The sequence below is a fragment of the Pleionea mediterranea genome (genome assembly GCF_003148745.1).
In the GTDB taxonomy this organism is placed as follows: Bacteria; Pseudomonadota; Gammaproteobacteria; order Enterobacterales; family Kangiellaceae; genus Pleionea; species Pleionea mediterranea.
This window is the reverse complement of sequence record NZ_QGGU01000010.1, coordinates 178,758-194,154: the sequence shown is the minus strand read 5'-3', so window position 1 is coordinate 194,154 and position 15,397 is coordinate 178,758. Positions and strand designations below refer to the sequence as shown.

Annotated in this window: 16 protein-coding genes; 12 read left to right on the top strand and 4 right to left on the bottom strand. The window is 43.5% G+C overall.

Features of this window, described 5'->3' with window-relative positions; genetic code table 11:
* Positions 1-415: 415 nt before the first annotated feature.
* Positions 416-2,416: a methyl-accepting chemotaxis protein gene (locus tag C8D97_RS14450; RefSeq protein ID WP_109764501.1), complete on the top strand. Its 2,001-nt coding sequence runs from the start codon at positions 416-418 to the stop codon at positions 2,414-2,416.
* 169 nt (positions 2,417-2,585) lie between these two features.
* Here C8D97_RS14450 and C8D97_RS14445 read toward each other — a convergent pair whose 3' ends face one another.
* Both C8D97_RS14445 and C8D97_RS14440 read right to left on the bottom strand, forming a co-directional pair.
* A complete protein-coding gene (locus C8D97_RS14445) occupies positions 2,586-2,990 on the bottom strand; it encodes a DUF3718 domain-containing protein (protein ID WP_109764500.1) in 405 nt (134 codons plus the stop codon).
* Between the two features lie 228 nt (positions 2,991-3,218).
* Positions 3,219-3,647 carry a response regulator gene (locus tag C8D97_RS14440; protein ID WP_109764499.1) on the bottom strand — a complete coding sequence of 143 codons (429 nt, stop codon included), beginning with the start codon at positions 3,645-3,647 and terminating at the stop codon, positions 3,219-3,221.
* Between the two features lie 140 nt (positions 3,648-3,787).
* Between C8D97_RS14440 and dusA the strand changes: the two genes are divergently transcribed.
* From dusA to C8D97_RS14400, 8 genes are all read left to right on the top strand, one after another.
* Entirely contained in the window at positions 3,788-4,762 is a 975-nt protein-coding gene (gene dusA, locus C8D97_RS14435) for a tRNA dihydrouridine(20/20a) synthase DusA (protein ID WP_109764498.1), read from the top strand.
* 311 nt (positions 4,763-5,073) lie between these two features.
* Positions 5,074-5,736, top strand: coding sequence for a phage shock protein PspA (pspA, locus tag C8D97_RS14430; RefSeq protein ID WP_109764497.1), 663 nt, complete (start codon positions 5,074-5,076; stop codon positions 5,734-5,736).
* 96 nt (positions 5,737-5,832) lie between these two features.
* Entirely contained in the window at positions 5,833-6,057 is a 225-nt protein-coding gene (locus C8D97_RS14425) for a PspC domain-containing protein (RefSeq protein WP_109764496.1), read from the top strand.
* Between the two features lie 156 nt (positions 6,058-6,213).
* Positions 6,214-6,705 (top strand): copper chaperone PCu(A)C, encoded by a 492-nt coding sequence (locus tag C8D97_RS14420; protein WP_109764495.1) that lies wholly within the window; start codon positions 6,214-6,216, stop codon positions 6,703-6,705.
* 47 nt (positions 6,706-6,752) lie between these two features.
* Positions 6,753-7,772, top strand: coding sequence for a DUF2333 family protein (locus C8D97_RS14415; protein ID WP_109764494.1), 1,020 nt, complete (start codon positions 6,753-6,755; stop codon positions 7,770-7,772).
* 173 nt (positions 7,773-7,945) lie between these two features.
* Positions 7,946-8,500: an RNA polymerase sigma factor gene (locus C8D97_RS14410; RefSeq protein WP_170115265.1), complete on the top strand. Its 555-nt coding sequence runs from the start codon at positions 7,946-7,948 to the stop codon at positions 8,498-8,500.
* The gene (locus C8D97_RS14405) at positions 8,497-9,096 is read left to right on the top strand and encodes a hypothetical protein (protein ID WP_109764492.1); all 600 of its coding nucleotides are present in this window, start codon (positions 8,497-8,499) and stop codon (positions 9,094-9,096) included. The genes C8D97_RS14410 and C8D97_RS14405 overlap by 4 nt, the downstream gene beginning before the upstream one ends.
* On the top strand, positions 9,093-9,965 hold the full coding sequence (locus tag C8D97_RS14400) for a DUF4097 family beta strand repeat-containing protein (RefSeq protein ID WP_109764491.1): 873 nt from the start codon (positions 9,093-9,095) through the stop codon (positions 9,963-9,965). The genes C8D97_RS14405 and C8D97_RS14400 overlap by 4 nt, the downstream gene beginning before the upstream one ends.
* A 75-nt stretch (positions 9,966-10,040) precedes the next feature.
* On the opposite strand, the gene ppa is transcribed toward C8D97_RS14400, so the two are convergent.
* Positions 10,041-10,589, bottom strand: coding sequence for an inorganic diphosphatase (gene ppa, locus C8D97_RS14395; RefSeq protein ID WP_109764490.1), 549 nt, complete (start codon positions 10,587-10,589; stop codon positions 10,041-10,043).
* A 371-nt stretch (positions 10,590-10,960) separates the two neighbouring features.
* Between ppa and C8D97_RS14390 the strand changes: the two genes are divergently transcribed.
* Both C8D97_RS14390 and C8D97_RS14385 read left to right on the top strand, forming a co-directional pair.
* Positions 10,961-12,997: a sodium-translocating pyrophosphatase gene (locus C8D97_RS14390; protein WP_109764489.1), complete on the top strand. Its 2,037-nt coding sequence runs from the start codon at positions 10,961-10,963 to the stop codon at positions 12,995-12,997.
* 292 nt (positions 12,998-13,289) lie between these two features.
* Positions 13,290-13,895, top strand: a complete 606-nt coding sequence (locus C8D97_RS14385; protein ID WP_109764488.1) for a TonB family protein — start codon at positions 13,290-13,292, stop codon at positions 13,893-13,895.
* 182 nt (positions 13,896-14,077) lie between these two features.
* Here the strand turns inward: C8D97_RS14385 and C8D97_RS14380 are convergent, their stop codons facing one another.
* Positions 14,078-14,542 carry an HU family DNA-binding protein gene (locus tag C8D97_RS14380; protein WP_109764487.1) on the bottom strand — a complete coding sequence of 155 codons (465 nt, stop codon included), beginning with the start codon at positions 14,540-14,542 and terminating at the stop codon, positions 14,078-14,080.
* 416 nt (positions 14,543-14,958) lie between these two features.
* Between C8D97_RS14380 and rplM the strand changes: the two genes are divergently transcribed.
* Positions 14,959-15,387 carry a 50S ribosomal protein L13 gene (rplM, locus tag C8D97_RS14375; RefSeq protein ID WP_109764486.1) on the top strand — a complete coding sequence of 143 codons (429 nt, stop codon included), beginning with the start codon at positions 14,959-14,961 and terminating at the stop codon, positions 15,385-15,387.
* Positions 15,388-15,397 lie beyond the last annotated feature (10 nt).

The following is a 15,397-nucleotide window of genomic DNA, read 5'->3' as shown; positions in this document are numbered from 1 at the left end:
AAAACGCATAAAAAAAATCCGATGACCTGTGATCATCGGATTTTGATCTTTTTGCCGAAAATATCAAGCTTTATTTGCTTAACTGATCGGCATTACGCGAAAGCGGGTTTTTTTATGCCTTTTAAAAAACGTGTAAATGTTTATGATTGGCTTAAGCCTCTTATCTTATAAAACATAAACATGGGAATGAGCTAATATAATTAACTGTATAAAACTTAAACAGTTAGCGAGTCTATCTCGAAACTTTCTGTAAATTTGGCTCAATTTGATGATTTCTATGCCGATATACCAATATAACCAGGAAACTTAGCAACTTATGGTTTCTTGATCTAAGCTATATCTTAGTGATTTTTCTAATATTTTTATTATAAGCCCAAGTTCGAAATTAAAATTGGGTGGGGAACAGGGTCGCTCTATGAATTTAACTGTATCTGCACGAATTGCCGGTGGTTTTGGCGTAGTCGTATTGCTGTTATTGATTACCAGTATTGTCAGTTTAACCGGTGTGAATAGCATTAATAAAAATCTCGAAGGTGTTGTGGATGAAGCAACGCCTATGTTGCAAACCAGCGGTGAACTTATTTCAACCTTGCTTGAAGCCAACGACCGTGTAAATAGACATCAAAAATCTAACAAAATAGCTGAGCTGCAAACAATGGAAGGGCAATTTACTGCCTTGCAAGCAAACTATGAAAAGCAAAAAAATCAAATGCAACGTTTGGCGAGTGGTCACCCCAAGTTATTGAAAACTTTTGCTCAGGCGAAACAGAAAGTCGATGTTTATTTTGCAGATATCCCCACTGTTTTTTCATCTCATCAACTTGAGTTGGAACTTGCGAAACGAATTCAAGATCAGCGAATGAACTTCGAAGATATAGCGGATGAGCTTGATAGCCTAATTTATGATCTGGGTGAAGATGTGTCATCGCCCGACGATGCTCAGGTGATTCGCTCAATTGGTAACCTGGCTCGTGAAGGAACCATAAGTACTACCGATGCGTTAAATCTGGAAGATACAGAAACCATCAATATTGTGAAAAAAGATATGCGCGCAATCGTTGCGTCAGCCAAAGAAAAATTCAGTGAGCTGGCTGGTTCCAGTGCCAGTAACTCCGATTATTACTCTCAGGTGGGAGCCGCATTAAATAAGTACGAAGATTTAGCGCTTGGCAATGATGGCGTGTTATCGATGTACACCAATCAACTAAATGCAGCAAGCAAATCGTTGAGTACTCTTCTTGATGCGGAAAAACACTTGAGTGATGCCATTAAACAATTGCGTGTTGTGGTGCAGGAAGTGAAACAATTTGCCGAGCAGTCAAAAGAGCAGGCGATTGATCAAGTAACCAGCAGTCAGTCAATTATTATTGTGATTGCACTGGTTGCCATTGCGGCGGCTGTTTTAATTTCATTTTTGGTGATAGGCAGTATTCGAAAGCCGCTCAATCAGGTTGTTGAAGTGATCGGAAATGTGGCCGATGGGGATTTAACACGTTCGATTAATGTAGAACGTCAAGATGAACTCGGTTCCCTGGGTGATAGTGTCAATAATCTGGTGGCAAAACTTCGGCAAATCCTGGGATCCATTGCCAGCAGTTCAGAACAACTGGCAGCCAGTGCAGAGCAAACTGAGAATATAGCTCGCGAAGGTCATCAATCGATTAATAGTCAACGAGAGCAAACTGAATTAGTTGCAACTGCTATGGCCGAGATGACAGCAACCGTTAATGAAGTGGCCAATAGCGCCAATAGCACCTTACAGGAAGTGCAAGGAGCAAACGCAGAAACGCAAACTGGTCAGGAAATTGTTCGTCAAAATATAGCGACCATTAATAGTCTGGCAAGCGAAATAGAAAGCGCTTCAGGTGTGATATACAAATTAAACGAGTACAGCGACAACATTGGCTCAGTACTTGATGTTATTCGGGGTATCGCTGATCAAACCAACTTACTTGCACTTAACGCAGCGATCGAAGCCGCAAGGGCTGGCGAGCAAGGTCGAGGATTTGCCGTAGTGGCCGATGAAGTACGAACACTGGCAAGTAAAACTCAAGAATCCACCTCTGAAATTCAGGGCATGATCGAGCGATTGCAAAATGGAACAAAAGACGCCGTTACCGTCATGGAAAAAAGTCAGGATGAAGCTAGGGTCAGTGTTGATCAAACAGCAAAAGCCGGCAAAGCATTGGAGTCGATTACTCGTGCAGTAGGGGTCATCAATGATATGAGTACACACATTGCCAGCTCTGCAGAAGAGCAAAGTGCAGTAACCAATGAAATGCACGAAAATATTACCACCATATCATCACTGGCCGATCAAACGGCACAGGGGTCAAATGAAAGTCTCGATGCCAGTCAGCAATTGGCAAAGCTGGCAGCAGAACTCAAACAGATGGTGTCACAATTTAAGATTTGATGTGAAACTTCAGGTTCTTATTAGAAATATGAACGATCAAAAAAGCCCTTTTTAAAAGGGCTTTTTTGATCGAAAGGAAAGTTAGCACTTGTTTTTAAGAGAAGGTTAGCGGCTCATCTTGAGCCGCGCCTTCAATGTATCGAGAGGAGCTAACTCACCGATTACCCGGTTACATTTTTGATTTGAATAATTCAACAAAAGGCTGCTTTGATGCATCGCCACTGGCCACTAATCCTTCGGCCCATTTAACGATATTTTGGCCGTCGTGACCTGGCTCAGTAATGGCATCAGAACCTGCCTTTGCAGCTAGAAATTTAGCCGCGCCCATGGCATTGTTAACTGTTGCAACTCGTAATAAGCTGCCGTCGCTACCGCACTTTATCGCTGGATAAATAGCGCGTAATCGCATTCCGGCGGCTCTAAGTTTTCGGCGCATCGATGTTCTATCATCGGTTTTTGCAAAGTCACATAGGCTGATAGCCAGTCGAAGCAAATCATCATTAGCTTTTACCGGCGCAGAATAGCTGCTTAGCAGAAGGCCGGTCGATAAAGTTGCGATTAAAACTTTTTTCATGTGTTAGCTCCTAGGGTATAGCAATCAAAAAATCTTCCGCAAAGCGTTAACATCATGTCGCCGTTTTGCAGAGTCTTGGTTGATAACAAGACAATACGACCAAAACGTCCTGAAGTGAATAGCTACGTTAATAACACGCATTGAAAGCGTACTGTAGCTTGCTCGTGTATGAGCAGAAAGGTCAACATTGTGTTACTAGTCACGTTATCGGCCAGTTTAGCTCAAACTTTAATGTTTCAGAACTTTGCGTTTTACCGCTTTTTTTTCAGTGACAACTTCAAGGCCCAGCAGCTTTAGCACATCAGAAAATAACCGAGGAGGCTGATAAGGCTTTACGATGTAACTGTTTATTTTAAGTCGATTTAATTCGATTAACTCTTGTTTACTGACGGATTTTGCCAGCACTAATATGGGTACATCTTTCCAGCGCGTGTTGTGACGAATTTTTTCAATAAGCTCAACACCAGAAGACTTTTTAATGGTTAAATCCGTAATCACACAATGAGGAACAGGCTGGATCCTCATATACTGAATCAGCTCTCGTGGCGTTTCAAAACTGCTGACATCAAATTCGTCACGGGCGAATATACGAGCCAACAATCGATTGTCTTCTGAGTCATCTTGAATAGTTGCGATACGAAAAGGTGTCTGCTGCATATTTATTTTTCTATTTACGCTTTCTATAAATTTAGTACAATTCGGCGCGAATTCAATGTTAACACCCACAACAGCTGAATGAACTGAGTGGGCTTAAGATAAGCTCTAAGTAGAGTTTAAGCGAAATTTTAAGGGCGGGAATGAATAGAACCATAAGCGTTGCACCTATGATGGACTGGACTGATCGTCATGATCGCTACTTTCTACGACTGATTTCACATCATACGGTGCTTTATACGGAAATGGTGACAACCGGCGCCGTGATCCATGGCAACCGGGATATGCTGCTGGGCTTTCATAAAGCTGAGCATCCCTTGGCCGTGCAACTGGGCGGTGGCGATCCCGATGAGCTCGCTGAAGCCTCCCGAATCAGTGAGCAGTTCGGTTATGATGAAATCAATCTTAATGTAGGCTGCCCGAGTGACAGAGTCCAGCGAGGCAAAATAGGTGCTTGCCTGATGGCAGAACCTGAATTAGTCGCCGCCTGTATCAATAAAATGCAACAGGCAGTGAAGGTACCTGTCACGGTAAAGTGCCGAACCGGTGTCGATGATTTAGACAGTTATGAGCATTTAACCCGATTTATTGATACGGTTGCCACGGCGGGGTGCAAAACCTTTATTATTCATGCAAGAAAAGCCTGGCTTAGTGGCTTAAGTCCCAAACAGAATCGAGAAATTCCGCCCTTGCATTATGATCGCGTGTATCAAATTAAGCAGGATTTTCCTGAGTTAGAGATCATTATCAATGGCGGTGTAGTTTCCCTGCAACAGGCTCAGGATCATTTGCAGTATGTGGATGGCGTGATGATCGGTCGAGAAGCCTATCAAAACCCCTTTATCCTGTCTCAGGTGGATCAAATGTTCTATGGCGATCAACGGGCGCCCGTGGATCGTGAGTCCGTGGTCATGGCTATGTTGCCCTATATCGATCGTCATCTGGCCAATGGCGGCAAGCTAAATCAGGTATCACGCCATTTACTGGGTATGTTTCATGCCCAGCCGGGTGGTCGGTTATGGCGTCGATACATCAGTGAAAATGCCAACAAACCAGAAGCTTCCAGTCAGGTCTTGCTTGATGCACTAAAAGCCATGAGCCCAGCGATGAGTAACTGAGGTCTAGTAGAGGCCGAGTCATTCTATCTTGTTCCATCTTTTGGCATTTTATTCATTCATAGCGTTTTCTATACGGTCGGCAAATCAAACCATTAATTGGTTAAATATCCTAAATTCCACCTTGTTCTTTTTCACAGAAATTAACTCATACACGAGCTTCTAAGCCTTTAACTTATTGAAAAATATGATCTAAATTAGATTCTTAAGAGTTTGGCACAGAATGTGAAAGATGTTTAGCACAGATTGTGAAAAATTATGCTTAGTGATTTTTTAGAATTCGTTGAATGTAATTTAAAGAGAGGAATAAGCCCATGGGAGTTTTTGGCCGATTATCAGACATTATCAACAGCAACATTAATTCGTTACTTGATAAAGCAGAAGATCCAGAAAAACTGGTTCGATTGATCATTCAGGAAATGGAACAAACATTAATTGAAGTAAGAAGTGCTTCAGCAAGAACTATTGCCGATAAAAAAGAACTGTCACGAAAAATGGCCTCCATTGAGAAGGATATTGCTTGCTGGCAGGAAAAAGCTGAACTGGCCGTTAGCAAGGAACGTGATGACCTGGCCACTGCAGCCTTGCAGGAAAAAAATCGTCTGGAGCAGGTTTTTAATGTTCAGAAGCAGGAAATGAAAGAATTGGAAGGGGCTTTGGAAAAACTGGAATTTGATGTTTCCCGTTTACAGAGTAAGTTAAATGAAGCAGTGGCACGACGTGACACCATGCTATTAAGGCAACAAACCCTTTGTCAGCAGAAGCAGGTTAAGCAACAGGTCAATCGCCCTAATCTAAACTCTGCCTTTGAAAAGTTTGAGATGTTCGAACGAAAAATCGATCAAATGGAAGCGGAAGTGGAGGCTATGTCTCTGGGGCAAAATGTCAGTTTAAAGCATCAAATTGATGATCTGGTGGTTTCAGAACACATTGAAAATGAATTAAAAGCGCTAAAGCAAAAAGTCGCTAAACAATAAAGGGCTGCAAAGCTTTCTTTAGCAGGCCGAGGTTTTATTTTTCAGCCATTGTGCCTGCTAAAGGTCGCGCATAATAAGTCTGCTTAGAGGTGATGTATGAACTATAGTTTTTATGATAAGCACAAGAGTCATCGACCGAAACGTCGTTTTTACCGTTCCCGCATCAGAAGTAAACTGTTTGGTGTTTGTGGCGGTGTCGCCGATTACTTTGGTTGGGATGTAGTCGTGGTGAGGGTAGCCTTTGTAATCAGTGCCATTTTCTTTACCGCACCTACATTGGTGGCTTATTTTTTAACGACTGTTTTGACCGATAAACTCTAAACTTGGGTTTTGTCGCTTAACCGTTTGATATAACGTCGAAAGATAACTTGCGTTAGTTAAGTTAGCAGATTGATAAATTGCGAACGGTGATGATGATTTTTTGTGGCACAAGCAGTATCCTTAAGCCACTCTTAAATAGGCCTAAAGATACTGACGATGAAGATAGTTACTTTTTCAATACTTCTTATTTTAACTATGGGGTTTACTCAACTAAGCGCTTCGGAGGCAGAGTCTAAACAAGACTCTAATCTAGAAAATAAGCAAGACAGTAAACAAGACACCGAGATTCTTAAGATTGAAAATGCCTGGGTAAGAAGTGTGTTGCCAGTACAGCGTTCAACCGCCATGTACATGACATTAACCAATCATTCCTCAACAGCCGTTGAGTTACTAGAGGTTACTCTGGATATTGCCAAACACAGCATGATGCATCAAACGGTGGAGCAAGAAGGGGTGAGCTCCATGAAGCATCAGTCAAGCATTACACTTGCCCCCAAGCAAACGGTTGAATTTAACCCCGGCGGCCTTCATGTTATGTTGATGGGGCTTAATCATCCTGTTTCAGAGCAACAGGTTGTAAACGGTGTACTTCATTTTAGCGATGGCAGTAAACAGAAATTTACTGTTCCCGTTAAGTCCGCGGAATAACTTAGCAGAAATAAGACCGCAGCTAAAACGTCATCTATGGAGACAGCATGAACGAACAAGTAAAAGCATCGCGAGAGAACGCTTTTTTTAACCCGATAAAATTGATCATCATTGGTCTGGTGGCATTATTTGTTATTTTATATGGGGTTACGGTTTATTGGAGCATTGAGCCGGATATGTTCAATGTTCAATCTGAGCAGTCGACAAAATCAGCCGACAACAAAGAATTTGTGGTGGGCTATACAACGGTTAACACCACCATTCGCATCGTCGATACGCTATTAAATAAACAGGGCGGATTTTTGAGTAACGATATTATCCCGCCAAGCTTGTTTATGGACAATATGCCTGCCTGGGAATACGGTGCTCTGGTTCAGGTGCGTGATATGGCGAATACCCTGCGCAATCACATCAGTCGTAGCCAATCGCAATCGCTGGAAAATGTTAATTTAAAAGAAGCCGAGCCATTATTTAACATAGACCGGCTTTCCTGGATCTGGCCTGAAGCCGAAGCTTCTTACGCCAGTGGTGTCGAGCAGCTAACAGCCTATCGAGATAATTTGAAAGACAGTCAAAACAGTGGTGCCCAGTTTTACGCCCGCGCCGACAATTTGCGAGTATGGCTGGAAGTGGTTGAAAAGCGACTGGGTAGTTTGTCCCAGCGTCTAACCGCCAGTGTTGGTCAGGAGCGATTGAATACCGATTTAGCAGGCGATACGGCAGCTGAGCAATCGACAGCCACACAGGATCAAGTGATGGTTAAAACGCCCTGGTTGTTAATTGATGATAACTTTTATGAAACCAGAGGGGCTTGCTGGGCTTTGATTCATTTATTAAAAGCCATAGAAGTGGACTTTGCGAATGTATTGGCGAAGAAAAATGCCACCGTTAGTTTACGACAGATTATTCGTGAGCTGGAAAGTACGCAAACGTCAATCTGGACACCTATGGTTCTAAACGGTGATGGCTTTGGCTTTCTAGCCAATCACTCGTTAGTGATGGCATCTTATGTGTCCCGTGCCAATGCAGCTATTATCGATCTTAGGGAGTTATTAAAGCAGGGTTAATGAGTTATTTATCTTTTTATTTAACCTGTTAAAGGGTTGATTTACTAAAGCCGCATTTATTTGCGGCTTTTTTGTATGTTCAACCGATATACTTAGATGGTTGTTCGCTATACTTTAAACCTTATCTGGATTTGCCTCGTCAAACAGTAAAAGCAACAAAAACGGGATTACGTTTGGACAGTAACTTAGTGGAGTTAACATCACTCCAGCGCGACAGAAAAGTCATCGATGGCTGGGTAAATGATGCAAAAGCGGGGGAGTTAGGCGCTTTTGAGCATCTCTATCGATATTTTTATAAGCGTGTATATGCGTTATGCTTGCGCATGACGGCCAATGAAGCATTAGCTGAAGAGTTGATGCAGGAGGCATTTGTAATGGCCTGGCGAAAAATTTCACAGTTTCATGGCGACAGCCAGTTTGGTACCTGGTTGTATCGTCTCACCAGTAATCTGGTCATCAGTTTTTTTCGTACCAAGAAGAATCAATTGCTGGAAGGCGAAGACTATGACACCTTGCATTCTGGTCATGAAGCAGAGAGGCTTCATTTAAAACGAGATTTGGAACGAGCCATTGCCGAGTTGCCCACAAGGGCCAGAATGGTTTTGGTTTTGCACGATATTGAAGGTTATAAACATCAGGAGATTGCTGAAAAAATGGCGATATCCGAAGGCGCCTGTAAAGCACAGTTACACCGTGCCAGAGCATTATTAAAAGCGAGGTTTTCATGAGTCACGATCGAACAAGCGGTAACGATTGGGCGAACATCGAAAAAGCTATGTCCGCTTTGCCCGATGAAATTGAACCAGCCAACGATGGCTGGTCTGCAGTAAAAGATAAAATTTTAAATCAGTCCGGTCGTCATACAGCGTCTATTGATTCTGGTATGAATCAGAGGGTTAATCAACCAGTTGCTAATAGAGGATGGATGCCCTACGCGGTTGCTGCGAGCTTATTGGTCGCTGTGGCGTCTTCTATATTATCGATTAAAACTTTGTCAGATTATCAGGCATTTCAACAAAGTCATGAACACTATGTGGCACAGCAACAGGAGTTTCAGTTGCTGGAGCAACGCCGACAAATTATCAAAGCCAGCTTCGTTGAAGATTTTTCGAATATGGCGAGTAAAATGGATCCTGAGGTGGCCGCAGACATTCAAAATAATCTGGTGATTATTGAGCAGGCTTTACTGGATATTCGCAAAGCCATGATTGCAGAGCCAGATAATGCCCGGTTAACAGAATTGTTAGAAGAAACGTATCAACGTGAAGAGCAACTGATTGAGCGAGTTGAACAAAGCTTTTCCAGTATGAGAGGTGAAGCATGAAGTTTTGGTGGCTTATAGCGGCTTTTAGTTGTCAATTGGTATTTGCAGCAAGCAGTGACATACAACAGTCTCTGGATGCAACCGATGCCACTAAACTGGTGGTTGAAAATTCCCGCGGAAATCTGACATTAACGGGCAGTAATGGCGAGCAGGTATTAGTCTCCGGGAAGGTTGATTCAGCTGCTGATTCGTTGGTTTTTGAGCAGCAAGGTGATGCAATAGTATTAAAAGTGATCATGCCGGAGAATAAAAGTTTTCGCGGTAAATCATCTTCGGACTTATCAATCACGTTACCAAAGCGACTGGCACTTGAGGTCAAAACCGTGTCGGCCAGTGTTGAGGTGTCAGGATTGAGTAAGGCTGTGAATATTGAAACGGTCAGCGGTTCAGTCAAAGGCCAAAACCTGCTTGGTGGCGCAAAAATCAATAGCGTCAGTGGCGAGTTAAAGCTTTTGCAGACCAATGGCACACTGGCTTTATCCTCTGTCAGTGGTGATATCGAAGTTCAGTCGGATGCCACTTCTGTGTCGATCAGTGCAATTTCTGGTGACGTTCAGGCAAAGCTTTCGTCTATTGAACAATTAAAAGTGACGTCGGTTTCTGGCGGAATAACCATCAATGGAAAGGTCTCAGAAAAACCTTTTGTAAAGTTGTCGTCGGTTACCGGTGAAATCGCTTTGTCGTTGGAAAACCCGTTAAACGCAACGCTGGATATGCAAACAGGGCCTGGCGGCGATATTATCAATAAGTTGTCGGATGATACGGCTGACGCATCATTTATCAGTGAGAAGTCATTGCAGTTAGAACTCGGCACTAGTGCCGGACGGGTAAAAATGACCACCGTATCGGGTGCCTTGATTATTCAGTAATGTTTTTTTGAATAGCTATATTGATCAAAAAAGCCGTCATAAAGACGGCTTTTTTATGTCTAAAAAACCAGTTAATTAGAACGCTGGTTTTTCGTCACTGGCTTCATAACGGGCGACGCTGTCAGTGATTTCTTTTTTAGCCGCTTCGGCATTGTCCCAGCCTTCAATCTTAACCCACTTACCTGGCTCAAGATCTTTGTAGTGTTCAAAGAAATGTTCAATCTGGTTCAGTAACAACTCAGATAAATCTTTTGTTTCATGAACGTCTTTGTAAATCGGCGTTAATTTGGATACAGGTACCGCAATTAATTTGGCGTCTGAGCCTGACTCATCGGTCATATTTAACACACCAACGGGACGGCATCGGATCACTGAACCACCCATCAACGGGAAGGGGGTGGGAACCAGTACATCGACCGGGTCACCATCTTCTGACAAAGTGTGTGGCACATAGCCATAGTTGCATGGGTAATGCATACAGGTCGCCATAAAGCGATCAACAAACATAGCGCCTGAGTCTTTATCTACTTCGTATTTTACCGGCTCTGCGTGGGCAGGTATTTCAATGATGACATTGATCTCTTCTGGAAGATCTCGTCCGGATGCAACTTTATTTAAACTCATGATTTCCTACTCAATTGTGTGTTTGAGACTGTAGAAGGGCGCGTATTATACAGTTATTGCATTGCAAAATAAATTGCTCATTAAATGTATAAAATTGTACTAAAAATCAACAGGTTATAAATTAACCTGCGGAATCATTGTTATCCCATACAATTACGTTATAAAAACGATAACTGATATAAAGACAATAATAGGAATTCGTTATTGTTCCCGGTAGCGTGATCTTGACGCTATCTCAGTGCCAGAAGTGGCGAACTTAACCGGTTCAGGTCGTGTCGCTTGTCCGTCGGCATCTTGTCTCTTTACTTAAGAGACATTTCATGTTCAGTTTTTATGCTAAAGCTGACAAATTTTAAGCTTACGGGGGTTCTATGTCTGACTTGTTGTATATTCCTCCAGTCCTTGGTGTGGCTGGTATTATCCTTGCGTTCATCATTTTTGCTCTGGTTAAAAAAAATCCTGCTGGTGAAGGGAAAATTAAACAGATCGCGGACGCTATTCATCTGGGTGCCATGGTCTTTATGCGTCGTGAATACACGGTGCTATTTATTTTTGCAGCGGTATTAACCGTTCTATTGTATATCGGCTTTGGTAGCTGGCACACGCCACTGGCTTTCGTGGTTGGCGCGCTTTGCTCTGCCTCTGCAGGATACATTGGTATGTACACGGCCACTTTCGCCAATGTTCGAACAACGGTTGCCGCTAACCAGAAAGGGGCGTCAGAAGCGCTTTCAATTGCATTCTTCGGCGGCTCGATTATGGGACTTACCGTTGCGTCAATGGGATTGCTTGGACTCGGTGGCTTGTACTTGCTGTTTGGTGCAAATCCAGAACACGCCGAAGCGATCCATGGCTTTGGCATGGGCGCATCCACCGTTGCCTTATTTTCACGTGTTGGTGGTGGGATTTTTACTAAGAGTGCTGATGTTGGTGCCGATCTGGTGGGAAAAGTTGAGGCAGGTATCCCGGAGGATGATCCTCGAAATCCTGGTGTCATTGCCGATAATGTTGGTGATAACGTGGGCGATATTGCCGGTATGGGATCTGATATATTCGAGTCCTACTGTGGTTCGATGATTGCAACCATCGCGATTGCTTCAACCATGGCTTCAAGCTCTGTCGCGATAATGGCGTCTGGCGCAGAAACTGCCGAAACATTGATGTTCTTACCCCTGGCTTTAGCCTCTGTAGGATTAATTTGTTCAGTGATCGGTATTCTGGTGGTGAAGGTGTTTTCCGGCTCCGATCCGGCAAAAGCCCTAAGGATCGGTACCATTGGTTCGACGTTGTTACTCATGTTGGCCGCTTATCTGGTGATTCAGTATTTCGGGATCCACTTTAATGTCTGGTTATGCGTGGTTGCTGGTGCCGCCGGTGGCATTATTATTGGCCTGGTGACCGAGTATTACACAGGTGGTAAACCTGTTAGAGACATTGCCAGAGGTGGTGAAACCGGGCCTGCGACGGTGATGATTGCAGGCCTTGCCGTCGGCATGCAGTCGGTGGTGATCCCTGTGTTAACCATTGCTGCGATTATTTTTATCAGCAGCTCGCTGTTACCCGAAGGCGCTGGTGTCTATGGTGTCGGTATTGGTGCAGTTGGAATGTTGGCAACGGTGGGGATTACCATGGCGATCGATGCTTACGGTCCAGTGGCGGATAATGCAGGCGGCATAGCCGAAATGGCTGAAATGGGTGAAGAAACCCGCGCTATTACCGATGGTCTGGATGAAGTGGGAAATACCACGGCCGCTATTGGAAAAGGTTTCGCAATCGGTGCTGCCGGATTGGCTGCGTTAGCCATTATTGCGGCTTACATTGAAACCATTAGTCGTAAAGTTGAAGGCTTTGCTCTTAATATCAGCAATCCAGAAGTGCTGACGGGTATGTTTCTTGGGGGGATTTTTCCGTTTTTGGTCAGCGCCATTACCATGCGAGCGGTGGGCGATGCAGCGTTTGATATGATCAAAGAAATTCGCCGACAATTCAAAGAAATTCCCGGATTGTTAGAGGGAACCGCTGAGCCAGACAATGCCCGATGTGTGGATATTGCTACCACGGCTGCACTAAAACGGATGGTTCTGCCAGGTGCTCTGGCGGTATTTGCGCCGGTTGTGGTTGGCTTTGGCATAGGCCCAGAAGCCCTTGGCGGAATGCTCGGAGGTGCACTCGTTAGTTGTGTGTTGTTAGCCCTCACTATGGCCAATGCGGGTGGCGCCTGGGACAATGCGAAAAAATATGTTGAGAAAGGTAACCTGGGTGGCAAAGGATCCGATGTGCACAAAGCTGCTGTTGTTGGTGACACTGTTGGCGATCCATTCAAAGATACTTCGGGGCCGGCAATGAACATCTTAATAAATGTAATGGCAATTGTAAGTCTGGTTATTGCTCCTCTGTTAGTGGGTTAATGATTGTTTAGTAAGGCAGTGATTACTCGCCTCATTTAACAAAATGCGCATGGTTTTTTACATGACTTTAAATTAGCCCGACTGAATAAAAGCCTGCTTTAGAGTGATCTTAAGCAGGCTTTTTGTTGCCTTTTTTAGTCCCATTATTCTTAAGACTTACTATTTGCTCAGAGCTCTGTCTCTTGATTAACCCTGTCTCCACCAGTTTGACGTTTATAAATTATGCTGCAGCAATAAACATCAACATAGATTAAATGTTGCCTAAAACATAAACGTTATTAAGGGGAATTTTATGAAACTGACCGTGTCATTCATACTTTCATTGATCACTGTTTTTGCTGTTTTATTATTTATGAGTCAGCTGGTTTCTGCCGATCACAGCCGTGGCCTGCCGAGCGTACCGATTGATGTGCTTAATGAAACTCATAATTATGATTTGAGCCTGAAGGATCGCTCCGAGCGAGATAAGGTGAAGCCGAAAAAAAAGGACAGCGTGGCTGAACCGGTCAAGCAACCTGATCAACCTCGCGCAAACAATCAGCCTGTTGCTATTACACCGTCGTTTCCAGTAACAGATACGTTGTTTAAGGGTACGAAAGGGTTTGATGTTGCCGTTCCTGGCGTAAACCATGGTATTGCGACTCATTCAGGCCCCAGCGTAAGAGTTGAGCCCATATACCCAAGACAAGCGCGGTTAAAAAATCTTGATGGATTTGTTTCCTTGTCATTTGACATCAATGAGCAGGGGCAGGTTATCAACATCAATGTGCTTGAAGCCAACCCAAAGCGCGTATTTGAGAAAGCCGCGATACAGGCGCTAAAAAAATGGCAGTTTCCGGTTAAGGATGGCAAACAGCAAAGCCAGACAATCACACTGGAATTTAAAATGGCCTCATAAAGCGGTAATTTGCACCGAGGTTAACCGTCTTTGATTGATGTCAGTGGAAACAACGATTGGAGGATAACGCTTATTTTTAATAAGATAATCCACAAGTAGAGAAACAGAACTGAGAGCGGTTGAAACGCTACATACAAAAACAGGAGGCCGAAGCCTCCTGTTTTTGTAGAAAATGGTGAGTATTACTCGGCCATTTCTTTTAATTTCTTCAGAGGACGAACCTTAACAACTGTACGAGCGGGTTTTGCTTTGAATACAGTTTCTTCGCCAGTGAATGGATTAATGCCTTTTCTGGCTTTAGTTGCTGGTTTGCGAACCGTTTGTACTTTGAAAAGTCCCGGCATAACAAACTCACCGCAAGCGCGTTTTTTAATGTGTCGTTCAATCAACACAGAAAGTTCATCCATTACAGAGGAAACTTGCTTACGAGAAAGCTCGGTACGTTCTGCAATTTCATTGAGCATTTGAGACTTATTAAAACGATCTTTTACAGCAGTGGTTTTTGCTGCTGCTTTTTTAGCCGGTGCTTTCTTCGCGGCGGCTTTCTTTTTTGCTGGTGCCTTTTTAGCAGCTACTTTCTTCTTCGCTGGTGCTTTTTTAGCAGCTACTTTCTTTTTTGCTGGTGCCTTCTTCTTTTTAACAGCCATGGTACAAAGCCCCTTGTTGTTTTCGTGTCTAGTGATTGATTTAGATTTATTAGTCAACAGGGCACAATCCCTGTCTTAAATTATCCATCAGAACTTTTATAACAAAAGAGCTGGGAAATAAAGAGGTAACCGCTAAAAAGTCCCTGTTTTTTAGTGTAATGGCAAAAATTAACGAGATTGATTGCGTAAATGAGTCAATCGGTTACAATTTAGCCAGCTCATTGACAAGCCTTACCAATGAAGCCGATTTTCAGGGTTGAATATTATTTGAGTAAATCGCTTGTATCTGGCTTGTGCTTTCTGTAAAATTCGCGCTCCTTTTTAGAAGCCCATAAACCAAGCCCCGTTCAGTTTGGTATGTACCTTGACTAAAGGTGCTAGGAATTCAGCAAAGCCCGTTTGGGAGCTAAGAGACGATGAAAACATTTACTGCAAAACCTGAATCTGTAAAGCGCGACTGGTATATTGTCGACGCTGAAGGCAAGACGCTAGGCCGTCTTGCAAGTGAAATTGCTCGCCGTTTACGCGGAAAGCATAAGCCTGAGTACACGCCTCACGTTGATACTGGCGACTACATAGTTGTTATTAACGCTGACAAAGTAGCGGTAACGGGCAAAAAAGAGACGGCTAAGACTTACTACCGTCACACTGAGTACCCTGGTGGTATCCGCTCAATTACTCTGGGTAAGCTTCGTGAGAAAGCGCCAGAGCGTATTATTCAAAATGCGGTTAAGGGTATGTTGCCACGTAACCCTCTGGGACGTGCAATGTTTAAGAAATTGCGTGTATTTGCAGGTGCCGAGCACACTCATGCTGCTCAGCAACCAAAAGAATTGAATATTTAGAAGGTATAAG

Excerpts from the sequence above, each read along its gene's own strand:
- C8D97_RS14425 (WP_109764496.1), top strand. The coding sequence starts at position 5,833 with ATGAACTATAGTTTTTATGATAAGCACAAGAGTCATCGACCGAAACGT.
- C8D97_RS14390 (WP_109764489.1), top strand. The coding sequence starts at position 10,961 with ATGTCTGACTTGTTGTATATTCCTCCAGTCCTTGGTGTGGCTGGTATT.
- C8D97_RS14415 (WP_109764494.1), top strand. The coding sequence starts at position 6,753 with ATGAACGAACAAGTAAAAGCATCGCGAGAGAACGCTTTTTTTAACCCG.
- C8D97_RS14380 (WP_109764487.1), bottom strand. The coding sequence starts at position 14,542 with ATGGCTGTTAAAAAGAAGAAGGCACCAGCAAAAAAGAAAGTAGCTGCT.
- C8D97_RS14400 (WP_109764491.1), top strand. The coding sequence starts at position 9,093 with ATGAAGTTTTGGTGGCTTATAGCGGCTTTTAGTTGTCAATTGGTATTT.
- ppa (WP_109764490.1), bottom strand. The coding sequence starts at position 10,589 with ATGAGTTTAAATAAAGTTGCATCCGGACGAGATCTTCCAGAAGAGATC.
- C8D97_RS14450 (WP_109764501.1), top strand. The coding sequence starts at position 416 with ATGAATTTAACTGTATCTGCACGAATTGCCGGTGGTTTTGGCGTAGTC.
- dusA (WP_109764498.1), top strand. The coding sequence starts at position 3,788 with ATGAATAGAACCATAAGCGTTGCACCTATGATGGACTGGACTGATCGT.
- C8D97_RS14440 (WP_109764499.1), bottom strand. The coding sequence starts at position 3,647 with ATGCAGCAGACACCTTTTCGTATCGCAACTATTCAAGATGACTCAGAA.
- rplM (WP_109764486.1), top strand. The coding sequence starts at position 14,959 with ATGAAAACATTTACTGCAAAACCTGAATCTGTAAAGCGCGACTGGTAT.
- C8D97_RS14445 (WP_109764500.1), bottom strand. The coding sequence starts at position 2,990 with ATGAAAAAAGTTTTAATCGCAACTTTATCGACCGGCCTTCTGCTAAGC.
- C8D97_RS14405 (WP_109764492.1), top strand. The coding sequence starts at position 8,497 with ATGAGTCACGATCGAACAAGCGGTAACGATTGGGCGAACATCGAAAAA.
- C8D97_RS14385 (WP_109764488.1), top strand. The coding sequence starts at position 13,290 with ATGAAACTGACCGTGTCATTCATACTTTCATTGATCACTGTTTTTGCT.
- pspA (WP_109764497.1), top strand. The coding sequence starts at position 5,074 with ATGGGAGTTTTTGGCCGATTATCAGACATTATCAACAGCAACATTAAT.
- C8D97_RS14420 (WP_109764495.1), top strand. The coding sequence starts at position 6,214 with ATGAAGATAGTTACTTTTTCAATACTTCTTATTTTAACTATGGGGTTT.